Source organism: Algoriphagus zhangzhouensis, from assembly GCF_900148515.1.
GTDB classification, from domain to species: Bacteria; Bacteroidota; Bacteroidia; order Cytophagales; family Cyclobacteriaceae; genus Algoriphagus; species Algoriphagus zhangzhouensis.
Genome location: NZ_FRXN01000003.1, coordinates 873761 through 889545 on the forward strand (window position 1 = coordinate 873761; position 15785 = coordinate 889545).

The following is a 15785-nucleotide window of genomic DNA, read 5'->3' on the forward strand; positions in this document are numbered from 1 at the left end:
CCTAGCCCCCTTGAATTAGAGTCGCGTTTATTTCAATAAGGGGCTAGGATCAATTTTTTGTTATTCGTCGTAGACGATGGTATACCCACGGATTCCGTGTTCGTGAGAATCAAGACCGGTACGTTCGTGCTCTTCAGAAACTCTAATACCTACAGTTGATTTCAGAACAAAGAAGATTACGAAAGCTGACACAAAAGCGGTAGCACCACAGATGGCCACACCAATTAGTTGCGTAAAGAAGGAATGATCAGGGTTAGTAGAAAAAATACCTACAGCAAGAGTTCCCCAAACTCCGCAAGTCAAGTGTACAGAAACCGCACCCACCACATCATCGAGCTTCAATTTATCTAATAAGATGGCTGAGATAACCACAAGGATACCTCCAATGAATCCTACTAAAATCGCTGCAGCGGGATTTATCACATCTGCACCGGCAGTAATAGACACCAAACCCGCAAGAATTCCATTTAGAACCATACCCAAATCCAATCTCTTGAATGCAAAGTATGCAGCTAAGAATCCTCCTAGACCACCCGCACAAGCAGCCAAGGATGTTGTAACTAATACAAAGGAAACTAAACCAGGATCAGCAGAAAGAACTGAGCCACCATTGAATCCAAACCATCCTAGCCAAAGAAGGAATACTCCGATAACAGCCAAAGGCACACTTGAACCTGGCTTTTCAACTGTTTTACCATTTACATACTTACCAATTCTAGGACCTACTAGGATAACTCCAGCTAAAGCTCCCCATCCACCTACAGAATGAACAAGCGTACTACCAGCAAAATCATAGAATCCCATATCATCTAGAGCTCCTCCACCCCATTTCCAGCTACCGATTAATGGATAAACAATTCCTACAAAGAACAGTGTAAAGATCAGATAGGCACCTAGCTTCACACGTTCTGCAATTGCTCCAGAAACAATAGTCGCTGCTGTTGCGGCAAACATTGCTTGGAAAAGAAAATCGGTCCAATAAGTATAACCACCATCGGCATACCCAAATGAAACATCGGCATCTCCTGGTGAAAACCAGAACATACTCCAACCAGCTCCATCAAATCCGAACCATCCAGGAACATCAAATCCTGGATACATTAAAAAGAAACCGATCACAGCATAGGACATAATCCCAATGATTGGTGTAATGGTATTCTTGAATAGAATATTCACGGTGTTCTTTGCCTGACCAAAGCCAGCCTCTACCCCCGCAAACCCCAAGTGCATGATAAACACTAAGGCGGTAGACAACATCATCCAGACATTATTTGCTGTGAGGAGGTTGTTTGAGATCTCAACCGAGAGATCTGTTGCGGCCATTTGATTGACCAACAGGGCGTCAAAATACTTCATAGGTTTTTGTTTAAAATTTGAACTTTTTTCAAAATTTTGTGTAGGTCTGAAAGAAAATTTCTTAGAGCAATGTAGTTCAAAAGAAAGTTAAAAAACAAATCAGATTTTTAACAAAAACCATTTTTATCACTCTTTTTAGCTGTTTTACAATCCATTTTTTGCATTATTTTCAAAATTTCGAGCAAATCAGGGTGTTTTTAAACTATTATATTAAAAAGAATATTATTTGGAAATGTTACATGATATTTTCCGAAACCGTTTTCGAAATATTTGATTCAGAACAAAAAGAATTAAAATCGATAATTATTAAAACAATATTCCAAAAAACTGATTTTTTATGAATTTTATACCGATGGACTAAAATTACGAAAAATATAAAAATTCAATTTAGGTCATTTTTTTTCACCTAACTTCAGCATTAAGTACACAATTCTTTAATAAACAGGGTGAAATTTAGCCCCACTAAACAAAAAAAGCTCGAATTTCTTCGAGCTAATACATAAAATAAAGACCACTTTTATGATTTTAGAATAGCAAACTCTTTTGCAAAGTATGTCAGAATAATCTTTGCCCCAGACCGCTTAATACTAGTCAACATTTCTACCATTGCTCGATCATTTTCTAACCATCCTTTTTGAGCTGAAGCTTTCAACATTGAATACTCTCCCGACACATTGTAAGCTGCAATTGGCAACGGGTAATTATCATGTAAGAGCTTTATGATATCAAGATAAGCCAATGCTGGTTTCACCATTAAAAAGTCAGCACCTTCTTCCATGTCCAGATCCGCTTCAATCAAAGCCTCTTGAACATTGGCGGGGTTCATCTGATAGGTCTTTTTGTCTCCAAACTTTGGAGCTGAATCCAAAGCATCTCTAAATGGGCCATAAAATGCACTTGCATATTTGGCAGTATAGGACATAATAGAAGTATCAGTAAATCCATGCTCGTCCAATGCTTCACGGATAAAACCTACTCTCCCATCCATCATATCTGACGGACCTATAATATCTACTCCGGCATCAGCCTGGGCTAGAGACATTCTACTCAAAACCTCGAGAGTTTCATCATTCAAAATCTTACCGTCTTTTACGATTCCGTCATGACCATCACTACTATAAGGATCCATGGCCACATCAGACATCAAACAGAGCTCTGGAAAATTCTTTTTTATCTCTCTCAATCCTTTTAAGTAAAAAGTCTCTGGATTATAAGATTCTGAAGCCATCGCATCCTTAAGGTTTTCTGGATAAGCTGGAAAAACATCAAAAGACATAACCCCAAGCTTCATACAGGCTTCAATTTCCGAAAGCATGGTATCTATTGAAAAACGATAAATCCCCGGCATAGAGTCAACCTCTATTTTTTTACCCTGTCCTTCAACCAGAAACATTGGGAAAATTAAATCATTCACAGACAGAGAGGTCTCCTCTATTAAATTTCGAACAGCCTCCGATTTTCTATTTCTTCTTGGTCGTCTAAGCATCGTTTAAGAATTTACCCAGACAAAGGTACGAACGAGAATTTCCCCCTTAAAGCAATTAGACACTAAACCTCTCCAAAGATGGAAAATTGAGTTACCATTTTTTATCTTAGAGAAATGACTTTTTCAATGAATCAAAAAAAATACGTTCATCGCATTTTTGAATTTCTAGACCAATATCATTGCATTGATGTCAGAGCAAGGGAGAAGCAAACCAGCAGCCCCATCCCTTTTGCGACTCAAATCCATCTTCTAAATGAAAATAAATTAAACCAACTTAAAAGAAGAGGTTTCTCTAATGAGTTAGGAAAATCATTGATGGATAAAATTGAAATTCATTCAAATGAAATCCTATCCACAAAACCTACTTTAATATTTGACGATTCTCCTGAAATTATAGCAAAAGCAATTTGGCAACACTTCAGACCTAAAACGAACCTTTATATATATTCGGGAGGGTTAAAATCTCTTCTTGAAGAAACAAATCAAATCTTCAAGAAACCTTACAAATTCTTCACACTGTATGGAGAAACGGGAGTAGGAAAAACGGATTTACTAAAATTACTTACAAGCAAAGGGCAACAAACCCTGAACCTTGAGGAAATAGCCAATCACAATGGTTCCACATTTGGAAACCTCCAAAACAATACACAGCCTAGTCAGGAAACTTTTACTATCAAATTAGCCGAAACTTTAGCAAGATTTTCAGTAGATAAGCCAGTTTTTGCGGAATCAGAAAAAATCGGGCTAGGAAAAAACATGATCCCTCTTTTACTTTCTGAGGCTCTTGATGCTTCAAAGAAAATTCGGATTTCTCTCTCTAAAGAAGAAAGAATAGAACGACTAGTAAAAGAATATGCCAATGTCAATGATTTGAAGCTCAAGGAGGGGATAGAAAAACTCAAATTTAGAATTGGCCAACATGAAGCAAATGAAATTTTAAAGCTTCTTGAAAAAAAGGCTTATCACGAAGTTGCCAGGCATTTGATAGAATACTTTGACCGCTCGGAGTCATACCAATCGATTGATGGAAATGAATTCGAGTTCACTACCGATAACAGCTCCCCTCGCGACTGCGTCAACCAAATCCTTAAAAATTTGGCATAAAAAAAACGTCTCCCGTAGAAGACGCCACTGTGCCTACAGAGTGCCAATGCATTGCTCTTCGCTTTTGCTTTTATCTAGTTCCAATTTCCAGTTTGTCTCTCTTGCTTGCTCAGATTCCTAACACCGAAGTGCATTTATCTTAAATATTATTATGTCATTTTTGATACCTTAATTTAGGTATTTACTCATTATTTTCCAAAACCAAATCGAACCTTAAACCGCTACTTCCTTCACCTCTTCCTGTTCGTTTTCTTCGGCCATACCAAGAGACAATTTTACCGTTATACCATCGGGTACGCTGATAAGTCCCTGTCAATTTTGCACCCGCTCTTGGAATCTCTTCTTCATTGATATAAAGTGGTGTTAATTGATTATCCAATTCATTGATCCCCTCCCGGAGTAGTTGTGTTCTTGGCCTAACTGCATGTGGGTCAAATAATTCGTTGATTCTCGGCATAGATGCTCTCTGAAAATGAATTTCCCGATTGGAGCCATTTTTATGGACTGCAATGAATGGAATCCAATTTTCACCCACAGTATTACCTAATTGATATTTTAGCTGAGGCTTATAAGTATTTGCTTTATTGTCTTGGTCATCCAAATTCACTTCAGGAAGAACCAACTCTTCCGGAACTTCACCTTCCTTGATCATTCTTTCAAATTCTGCCTGCAAATTGTTTGCAGCTTCATACCCATCCATTCCGCCACCAAGACCATCAGGGATTCTGGATTCTATTCCCCATACCATATTGGCCATTTCATCTCTAATGAATTTGATTTCTTCAATTGATTCGCTTTCCAAAGTCTTAGCAGAAGATGCAGGAAGAAGAATCCTCTTATCAAATTCAGGTATTTTAAATTCACCGGTATCTACCGACAAAGAATACATATTCCATTCATTCCAGCTCTCTCCATCTTTGTGCGCAGCCTCTACCAAATAATTTTGACCAAAAGTATCTCTCACCAAAACGCCTTCGACTTCCACAAAACTTCCCGTCGCAATTTCATAAGGTATTGCCAACCAGTCATTGCTATATTGTAGTGCATATTGAGTCACCAAAATCTTGGCTATATCAGTATCGGAAGCCTTCAAATTTCCTAAGTCAATAGAACCATCTTCCATTTCCCACCATCTGGAATTAGGCATACCGGCAAAACTCGCCTCGGAAGGAATCACCGTCAATACTTCTCTTCTCCGAATAGTATCATCGAATACTTTTACACCTCCATTCATCTGCTTAGACACATCAAAGGAGTACCAGTCTAAGTGACCTTGGAAATATTCGTCCGCTTTCAAATCAGTTTCACTTCCATTCCCCTCGTCTACACTTGTTTTAAAGCTGTATTCCAACCTCTCTTTAAACCAAGAATCATCCTCATCATCTTTTGGAAGGTTTAATTCCTCTTTGACAAAAGCGATCCATTTTTTAGCAGTTTCTTGAAAAATTGTCTGATGTTTTGAATTAATGAATTTGGAGCCTGAAGGAAGCTGGCTGGCAGGTAAAACCCAGGCATTCACTCCAGTGAAAACACCTCCCAATTCAATCCAAAGCCCACGGCCATTGATAGCTCGTCCTGCCATCGCCCTTAAAAAAGAAGATGCTTGTTGAAGACTCAAAGTCCTGGCTTTCGAAGCAGCTTCCTGTGCATTATCACTTTCATTTATCACAGGAACTACAAATGGAAATCTTTTATTTAAAAGATCTTTATACATTCCAGAAGAATATCCAGCTGACACAGGTGCATTAACTCCTTCTATTTCCAGTAAGGCATAAAATTTCTTACCCAACTTCGCCGCTAACTTCAAGTCGATATCCGGAATCAACCTTTCCACCTGAGTTTCTAACGGGGTAACTTCTGAATAGGGGACTTTTTGACCATTTCCACCAGTAAATGAAGTCATTCGAACAGTGTTGATAGCAGCTTTTGCAAAAATGGCAGAACCAGCATCCTCTCCCTTCAGTTCTCCAAACTGAAACTGCCTAGCCAGCATCCATAGAGGATCATTGATTTTGGCTGCCAAAGCATCATCTAACTCTTCTTCTCTCGGTCTACCTTCTATTCTGTTATAGGCCCGAAAGGGTTCGCATGGGTTATATAAATCTATGGCCATGATTAAAGATTTTCAGGTTCATATCCTTCATTTACACTAGTATAATCGATGAAATAGCCGAGACTTTCTTCATCTTCAGGCTGAGGATCATTTTCAGGAATATCATCAATGGAAGCTAATTCTTGAGCGAATTTGTCATCTCCAAAAGACAAGGTTGCCGTCGCAGGTAAAAGTTGTGCAAACATCGATTCATCGATCTGGTCAGGTTCTACAGATCTCAATTTCGCCAAATTGAAGGCCTCCTCGACACAAAGTCCCAATTCCTCAAAATCCCAAAGGCCAGTTTTCTCAGGAGTAACTGCCAATAATAAATTTTGTGGGGCTCTAGAGTCTGGTTGATTAAAATGGAAAGCAATACCTGTCGTTTCTTTTTCATCCGGAATCACCTCCATCCATTCATCAAGCATTAACGCACAACTGGTCTCTTGAAGATTTTCTGTTCCAAAAAGCAACAAAGACAACCTATCTCCATCAGGCTTATAGGTGTCCGGATATGCTGCCCCTAACCAAAAATCTCGCTCAGCTACAGGAGGCAGGGCATTCATATCGAACGGTAATTGTGCTGGTTTGAAACTTATTGTATCCTCATTCAAAACCTCTCCCAACAAAGAAATAGTCTCTAAGTAATTAAGCCTGTTTCTGACGAGAGAAATTCCAGACCACCAGTCTTGAGGGTAACTTTCTGGATGATGCCTTAATGGACTTTCTGCTAAAAGCATATTCAGTTGAGAATTGAGTTCGGTTTCATTGGAGATGGTAACTTTAGGAATCATTTTAAATCCACTTCCAAAGAATTTGGAACAAAATTCACCTAAGAAACCTACCCATTTACCTTGATCGACTTCCAACTCCAATTCCGCTAATTTTGCCTGAGCAAATGCGATATTCTCAGCCATTTTGCTTTTCGCAGAAATAATTCTCTGAGCCAAGGACATCACATCCTCATTTTTATCGCTTGGATAAAATCCAGGAAAACCGAATACCGTCAGGGACTTCAATGATTCGATCGCTAAATCATGCTGAGGCTGAGTATAACTAGTCTTTGCAGATTCAAATGGAGCTAAAGAATCAAATAAGTCTGAATACTCTGAAAAAGCTGCATTCATTCTAGCCATCAGATCATCGGTATCAATTCCCGGTGCTACTGGCCCAAAATTAGAATCATCCTCCGCAATCCTATAGTCTCTGGCATCAGCTCCTCTGGAAGCTCCAACCACCTTACCTAAGTGCTGAATTAGAGAAATTATTTCCCCAAAGCTCAACTTATCAGAGGCTGAGGCCTCATTGAACTTAATCTCAATATCATCATCCTCGCTTGCCCCATTTTGCAAAACAAAATCGACACATCTGGCTTTCAACTCATTTTGACTTTCTTCCCCTCCTGTAGTGATCAGCATCACCAAATCAATAGGTTGCATTCCAAGATCAAGCAAATTCATTGAGGATTCAGTTTCTCCAAAAATTACATTCCAAGAAACCCGTTCGGGATCACCAATTTTTCCAGCAATCCAATTATTCAATGATGGATCCGCCTTACTTCTTGGACTTACGGAAACTCCAACCCATGGAGAGTTTGAATTGCCTATTACTGGAATTTGTAAAATCGCTCTCTGAGTGACCATCACTCCTTCTCTCATACTTCTGATAATTTCAGGATCCAAAGGCACTCTTCCTTCTGATATAGAATTTAGAACTGCACTTGCCCGGGTATGATTTCCTCGAACCAATTGATAGACTCCCTCAGCTGTCACAAGGTCACCTAAAGAGTCTATTGCGTCTGCCATATTATCCAATTCATGAATAATAGCTCGCATCTTCTTTCTTTCCAGATCATTTGACAACGTCGGCAACTGGCTACCTAAACCCCACGGATACCCCTTGAAACTGATAGGTGTAGACCCGGAATTGATCAAATTATCCACAAAAGTCTTATTTCCATCCCACTTGCCCTGATCCTCCATATTTTTCTCGATGTGATCCAAAAGTGCTAAACCATCTAGGACATTTGCTGCCTTTATCGACTCAGATTGACTGGTGTCTGTCGGATCAACTGAAGAATCTGAATAAGTAGGAAACTTCCTTCTAAGACGATAGATGAAGACATCCATTTCCAATGGATTATTGGAACCGTCTTTATATTTTTCATGTAAAGCTCTTTCGAACATATAGCCTAAAAGAGCTCCGGTTTCCTGTCCATTTCCAACCCCTTCCAATAAGTTCAAAGCCATTCTGACTCTTTTGGAAGTCAAATTGATCGCCAAAGCATTATTGTTATCTCCTTTTGCTTTAATGGAGTTATAACCTGCTCTTAAGACTGCCGCCGTCACAGCATGATTTTGACTTGGACCATGAATGAATCCTTGACTATCTGGCAATATTTTCACAGACTGACCATTTGAGGATTCTAATCCCTTTGGTAAATTGGAGGCAACCACTTGTGGTCCTGATGTCTTTTTCAAATCATGCACAAATCCATAGGCGCCAAGGTAGGTCCCTGTTGAATTGGCTTTGCGAAGCTCACGAAGTCTATAATCTGACAAGCCAGTCAACCAAGCATCCAATCGGTAACTAACCAAGTCAATATGTGAAGAAGTCAATCTCTCGAGTGTCTTCACATCCAAGTCCTTCAATTTTTCAACAGCTCTTCTTGCGTAGCTGGATCGATCATAGATCCAGGCCCCTCTTAGCATCGCCATCAATACCGTATATTGGACTTTATTTTCCCCATCAATTTCAGCTTTAGGGAAATCAGAAAGCTTCATTTGGATCAACTCCGCCAAATTATCCTTACTCAAAAGCCATTCAATATAGTTCATGCCTTTATCAGTGACGGCAAGACTTTCTGAACCCAACTCTGGGTCTTGGACTAGGTTTCCTAAAACAAAGTTTCCTTCTGTAAATCTGTTTTTGTAAATATTAGCCTTTGAAATGGCTTTTTCTTGAGTCCCTTTGGTGGTGTGCCCCAAGCCTTTCAGAAGCAAATTGTAATTATCTGCCACTTTGAAAGGTGCATAGGTATCTGTCACATGATCCCAATTGACATTGAAACCAGAACCTTCCTCATCGGGCTCTTGCCATCTGTTTGCAGCATTAACTCCAAACCTGAAAAAGAATTCCTTGGACAAAGGCTCCAAACCTAAAATTTTCAAAAACTCAGCTTGAGGATCAGCCCCATATTGAGCACTATTAATATTTAACGGATTCGAGTTGAAAGCATCAAATGCAGCTTTGGTCTGTTTTAAAAACAAAGTCAGATTCTTAATATAATTTGCCTCCGTCCCCTTTTGGGTAGTCCCTTGGGCTTTGAATAATTTCACCGGGCTTATTGGCAACACCCCATAGGGTTGATTATCTGCTCTGAAGATTGGCAAGGTGCCCAAAGCGGAAACGTGATGGAGCATAAACAGCATGGTTTGATTGATATCAAAATTCTCCAACAGATTATTTGCCATCACTCTGAAAAAGTATTTCAAAGTCGAATTAAATAAAGCTCTGTTCATGGCTTTTCCATCACAGATATCTCTTTTGTCGTGATTTCGGATGAAATCTGCAATCTCATTTGGCAAGCCTAAAGCCTCTTTGAAGTACTGACCATCGGTTACATCCAGCTCATTATCGTCATCATAGCTGTTGACATATTGCGGGGATTCTTCAGCAAAAAACAAATCAAAAGCTCCATCAAAATCATTATCCAAAGCCCGATAAGGTGATTTTACATCTTCCGTATTGTTTGTTGCGGTGCCTGTCGGCAAATATTCCAAACCTCCATCACTAAACAAGTGATTTGTAAAAAGCTTATCTATTTGATCCTGACTTTCTTGAGCACTTTTATCCTGAACCCCATAAGCCATGACCAATTCAAACCCATTATCCCAATCTTCTTTATCTAAAGGGATTTTAACTCCCATCCCTGCATCTACTGCCGCATCAAAATCAAACATCCAGCTAAGCTCCTCTGGAACTTCTAAATCACCATTAGGAAGATGTTTGAATCTTTCTGCCTGATCTCCACTTGGATCCAAACTCACCGGCAATGGTTTTTGGACGGTTTTCCCTGTAACAATATGCTGATACTGTCCTCCACGTTTAGTGACTATGACAAAACGATCTGGCAAAGCTTCTGTAAATCCAGCTCTATCCCAACTTTTAGTCTTCTTCTCCACCTCCTTAAATTTTAAGGTAGGCTTAAAAGGCTCATTCAATTCGACCAAATGATCTTTGTAATAAGAGTAAACAATTTTTCCACACTCATTAATCAAAGAGGCCAATTCTTCAATTTGGGCTTTTTGTTCTGCAGAAGTCCTGTTTGTTACCCAGCTACCCAATAAATCTATCAGCTGCCGGAAGTAATTAATTGCCAAATCCAAAGAAGGCTTAGTCTCAAGGCATGGAGTGAAATTCTTTTCTGAAAGAAGTTTCTTTAATTGAGATGGAGCAGTTTTAAATCCTGCCGAAAGCTTTTCAAGCCTTGCTTCATTCTTAGTTTTTACAATCCCTTTTCTCTCATAACTCAAATTCCTAATTAAATAGGCTTCAATAGAATCCTGAACCTTGGGAATATTACCATTCGGTTCCACTGCCCTAATCGCGTAGGCGGCCCTTCTTACGCCAAGACTTGCAGCGGCCGCTCTCCAAGCACCTAGTTTAGCTGCTTGCCTTTCACTTTCTGGCTTACTGAATATTTCCTTGTAGTAATCCTGAGCAATTTGTTCTTCTTGATCCGTTAATCTTTCATCATGATTATCAATTGCAATGTCATCTGGAAAAATTCTTACCCACAATTCTTGAACAACTACTGTTTCCACTCTAAAAATCACCTTATCTCTGTAGGCTTCATAAAAACGGTCCCTTGGATCATTAATATCAACCAATTGATCTAAAAGTTGATTCTCAATTGAGATAAGCATCTTATCTGTTTCGACTCTTGTATCATTAGCCTCTGGAAGTGGGTTGGAGTCCAAAACATTATTCACTTGATCTTTGAGACTGAAATAGGCGCTCTTCAATTGGTTGTAATCTCCTCTAGGAAGTAAAATTGTACTTGAAGCAGTTGCCTTTATTTTCTTTTGAAGATCAGAAAGTTGAGTTTTTAAAATCGCAAGGTTTTGCTGAGGAGTCTTGATTGTGCTACTAACCCTGATAGTTTCCCTTGCATTCAAAATACTAGTTCGAGAAGCAACAGATGAAAGAGTACTCGTTTTGATTTTGTTTTCTGCGAGGATTTGGTTTTCCACTTTTTTGAAACCTGGCTCCAGCTCCTGCAAATCCTTCATAAAAGTAGTCAACTGGGTATTTAACCTTGTAATCGCAGCTTTTTCAATCCTAGTTTTTGGAGTTACTTTTTGTGATACCCTCTGAAAAATTAAAAGTTGCCTTTTCAGGTTAGCATAGTTCGTCTTTAACTGCTTGATATCGTTCAAATCACCATCCAATGGCAAAAGCGCATTTTTCTGAATGGACTTTAGCTGGGTTGTGAGTTCTTTGTAAACAGCAGATAAGGTTCTGAAATCTTTTATCCCAACTCTATTTTTTGCAGCTAAAAAGAAGTTCGCTTTTACAATCTGAGCATTGAGCTGCTTGATTGGAAATGTTTTGATGGTCTCTCTAAACCGAACTACAGGTACTGTTTCTTTATCAATCTTCTCCTTCAGAGCATTGATTTTTTTACGAAGCTCATACTCCTCCTTTTTCAGATCTTTTTGTCCTGTATAGCCTATTTTGAAATTGGTTAATCGGACATTCCCACTTTTATGCTGCCTCTTGATATATGAGATCTTACTTTGGATCTTTTGAATCATATCCTCCGTCGCCCGGAAATCCGGAGAATCAGCAATCTCATCCATTTGCGCCAGCTGAGTTTCTATATTTTTCAACTCCTTATCCAAACTGGCAGCATTGATTTTATTTGAAACGAAAATAGAATCGATGCTTTTCTCTAGCTTCACCAGAGCGTCTAAATAAAGCTTCCCTTTTTCGTAAATAATCTTGGATGGAGTTTTAATTCGTTCCACCGCATTAATCAATTCACTCACCTCAGTATTTAACTGGGTCTTGGATTTAGAAATAGAAGCAGCTACAGCTAAAGACTGTGTCAATGATTGTAAATCTCCAGCAGCATCTCGAAGTACCACCTTATCAACCCTTGGAGTTTCTTCTATTTTATTAACACTTGCTGCTATTTTTTCAACTTCATTTTTAAAAACCGAAAGCTTTCTTCCTACTTCGAGAGCTTTGATTTTCTTTTCCTCCACAGTATTGAAATAAACCTGTATATCATAAACCAACTTATAGGTATTTTGGACAGCGATATTGGTAATTCCCTTGGAAGGATTTACAGGTCTCACAACTCTTGAATACTCCATAAACTTAGTTTCAAGCCTTACTGGCAGCATCAAAACAGGAAAATCATCACTTCTTTGATTGAAAGAGGTTTTGATTTGATGAAAAATCGGATCGTTATATTTTCCTACTAATTGAGGGATAGACATAGCGCTTAATCGGTTAGCATGGTTGAAGCATGACGTGCAAAAAGAATTGGGGATTGATAAAGAATATAGGCCATATCACTGCTGCTCCCACCCCATTGGGCAGCACGCGGGCCTGTTCCACCAGGACTCAGATTAATCGTCACCCCATTGATTTTCAAATACGGAGGAGTTGTTGTAGGATCTCCTGTGATATTCGACCAAGTAACTTGATTCCAATTATCTGGAGTGGTATCCAATTGACCTTCTCCCAAATCATCCAATCCAAAACTGACTTGTCCCGGTCTTTCTCTCAAAACAAAAAACCAACCCGGATTATTCGTGCGGTTTCCATTAGCTTCCTCCTGGGACAGCTCAAATCCAAAGAAATAAACATCAGGCTCAATAGTCCCAGTAATTACAGGCCACATCACATTTCCTGGAGTATCATAATCAGTCAATTCTCGCTGTAATGCAGGATTTCCATTTTTGTATTTTGCCTTTTGGGCATAGACCAATGTATTCGGGTATTTTCTTAGTAAATCTCCTTTAATCAACAATACCAAATCAGGACCTGGTTTCTCCTCATTTTGCCCCAAAGGTTTATTCCAATTATGAATTTCCTTGATGTCTGCTCTTGCATTTTGATTGGCAAGCATTGCATCCACGTAGGCATCATAGTCTTCTCCTAATTCAACATCATTCATTGGGTCATTGTCGTATTCCCAGAAGTGGCGGAAGTAACTCCCCCTCATATCTGTAGGAAATTCTCTCCAAAGTAATTCTCTGGAGAACTCATGATTCATTCCCATCATGAATGATTCGATAAACTCTCTATTGGTTTCCATCAAAGTGATGGTATTGGGTTCTATTTCTGAAATATTAGGAATGATATAATCTGGAGAAATCTCTTTCAAATAATCATAAACCGGAATCGGGAATCTCGGATATGCCATGATTGGCTTATTATTATTGGCATATCGGGCCATGAAAAAGGAAGACAACTTCCGATCAAAATTGAATACTGGGTTCAGTTTGACCTTGATCTGATCTAAAAAATTAACTGCTAAAACTGGCTTGACAGGCTTTTTGAAAACCTTGACCAAATTCACATTATTTACCTTGGATATGAACTTGGTCTGAAAGCTTGAAAGATAGTCTTGTCTGCTTTTGACGATTTCGCTATGAACGAATTGAAGTGGCTCAGGGACAGGAGCTGAATCTTTGATAAACCATACTTGATCGGAAGGCCCGTAAAGCCCTTGCTGAAAATTCTCGCTTATTCTTTCATCAAAGACCTTAGGATCTACTTTAAGCATCCTATTAATCCCATCCATGCTTTTTTGCTTGATTCCATTCAATATAGCTGTAGCTCTTTCAACCTCATCCGCTTCAAAATCTCCTGGAAGATGAGGCAATACTTGGATTGTGGTAAAAGAGACATTTGGGAATTTTAGAATTGCATTGGCAAGATGCTCCATAAATGAGACAGGAGGATCTAACACCACACTATTGATCGCCTCAAAAGCATTCAAAGTAGGTAAAACAATTTTCGGCTCTGATTTACTTGGAGCGGCAGATATTTTGCCTGCATTACCCTCTTTAACGTTAAGCTTTTGAAAGAAAGTAGGATTCAGGATTTCCAATGCTCCATCTACACCATTGTTCATTAATGCTGTAGGCGTAAAATTATTGGCAACTTTTAGGAAGGTCCCAGACCTAATAGCAGTCGGAACAGTCGATTTTTTGATTTCCATTTTGATAGTTGTATTCGCATCAAACTTCATCATTTCAAATGCCTTTCCTGCGGCATTGATCAGATCCATACTTTGAAGTTTGAATACTTTTTTTGCAGCTAAAGCCTTGGTAGCTCTTTTCATCAACTCACTCTCACGGATCTTCTGATTTGCTTCATTGATTTCACCAATCTGCTCCCAAGCCATTTCCATAAATTTGTCCTGATGCTTTTGGACCACCTGAACTCCAAGACCTGCCGCAGATCTGTAACTCGGATGAAGGTTAATCTTATGAATCCAATCATTACTATTTGCCTGAAGCTTCAGGATTCCTTTGTGCATTTTCCCATAAATCGGAGGAGTGATAATCGGGTCCTCTTCAACAATCGGAGAATAAAAAAATGAAGGATTCACCAATGGGACTGTGTCTTGCAAATCCATCGAGAGATTCAAAACATCCAGCAATTGCTTTTTCAAATCCATATTACTCATTGGCCATGGAGCCGTTTGGTAATTGGGATGTCTCATGGCACCTTCCACAAATCCTAAAGCATCATCTCCAATAGGTTTGATTCCAAATCCCAACTCCTTCATCTCCATCTCTCGCTTGCCAATGTTTTCTGGGAGCTCACGAGCCTCAAGTAGCTCAGCAAGGCTTTCAAAATCCCCTCCTTCATCCACTTTAAAAGACCAAGTGAAATAATAAGGATAACTGGATGGGTTTGTTCCTCCCGAAATCGCAGATCTAGTCCAAGAAGATTTTTGTGCAGGAATTCCTTCAGTGTCCAAACCCAAACCTGCCAATCTGCCCGTTTCAAAAGCCGGAATTAAAAAAGCATGGTACACATTGGGATCAAAGTCCAAACTTGGATTGGGAGCTGTATACTCCAGCTTTCTCGGACACAGCACTCTAGAAAGTGCCAAATCAGGATTCTTTGCCAATTTCCCAGCTAATTGACTTGCCGCATTTGCAGGATTATCTCCTAAATCTTCCAATACATGCACATGCGCTAAAGCAAAAGTGTCCTTTTCATTACAAAAAGCCTTTGGCAAAGCATCGTTGGTTATATTAATAAAAGGTGTCGGAGTTCCTCCAGTGCTTTTCTCAAATTCATTTTCCTTCAATACGATCAGGGCCAACCAAGGCCTAAGCTTATTGCCAACAGCCTTAGCCGGAGTAAATCTCCAAGGAAGGTCTTCCTCGTAGAACTCAACATAACAGAGGTTGTTGGTTTCAAAATTAGCCACCCCTCTTTTGGGATGAACCCGAATTATAGATTTGGAATTTACTCCCAAAACATCTCCTGGACCTTGAACTTTGACCACTTTTTGGACTGGTGCGGGAATATGCTCCAGCTCACCTTTTGTGGCTTTCAAGTTGACCGAAACAGTAATTTCAGGTCTCTCCACAGCGGCATTGTTGGGAATAGCATTCCCCAAAAAATCGGCTTCAATGATTTCATTTCCTAAGCCTTTGCGCACCCATGGCAAAAAAGAATAACTAGCTAAAACAGAATCTGGCATAA

General features: G+C 39.3%; 6 protein-coding genes. 1 reads left to right on the forward strand and 5 read right to left on the reverse strand.

The genetic code is table 11. From position 1 onward, the window contains the following. Positions 1–60: 60 nt before the first annotated feature. Positions 61–1356, reverse strand: a complete 1296-nt coding sequence (locus BUF13_RS14030; RefSeq protein ID WP_073572415.1) for an ammonium transporter — start codon at positions 1354–1356, stop codon at positions 61–63. A 517-nt stretch (positions 1357–1873) separates the two neighbouring features. Further along, positions 1874–2842, reverse strand: coding sequence for a porphobilinogen synthase (gene hemB, locus BUF13_RS14035; protein WP_073572416.1), 969 nt, complete (start codon positions 2840–2842; stop codon positions 1874–1876). 126 nt (positions 2843–2968) lie between these two features. Between hemB and BUF13_RS14040 the strand changes: the two genes are divergently transcribed. Further along, positions 2969–3946 carry a tRNA 2-selenouridine(34) synthase MnmH gene (locus BUF13_RS14040; protein WP_134204476.1) on the forward strand — a complete coding sequence of 326 codons (978 nt, stop codon included), beginning with the start codon at positions 2969–2971 and terminating at the stop codon, positions 3944–3946. A gap of 181 nt (positions 3947–4127) precedes the next feature. Here BUF13_RS14040 and BUF13_RS14045 read toward each other — a convergent pair whose 3' ends face one another. The 3 genes from BUF13_RS14045 to BUF13_RS14055 are packed head-to-tail and all read right to left on the reverse strand — an operon-like array spanning position 4128 to position 15783. Further along, entirely contained in the window at positions 4128–6059 is a 1932-nt protein-coding gene (locus BUF13_RS14045) for a hypothetical protein (protein WP_073572418.1), read from the reverse strand. Positions 6060–6061: 2 nt separating this feature from the next. Beyond that, on the reverse strand, positions 6062–12547 hold the full coding sequence (locus BUF13_RS14050; protein ID WP_073572419.1) for a hypothetical protein: 6486 nt from the start codon (positions 12545–12547) through the stop codon (positions 6062–6064). Positions 12548–12552: 5 nt separating this feature from the next. Further along, the gene (locus BUF13_RS14055) at positions 12553–15783 is read right to left on the reverse strand and encodes a hypothetical protein (RefSeq protein WP_073572420.1); all 3231 of its coding nucleotides are present in this window, start codon (positions 15781–15783) and stop codon (positions 12553–12555) included. Between the last annotated feature and the right edge of the window lie 2 nt (positions 15784–15785).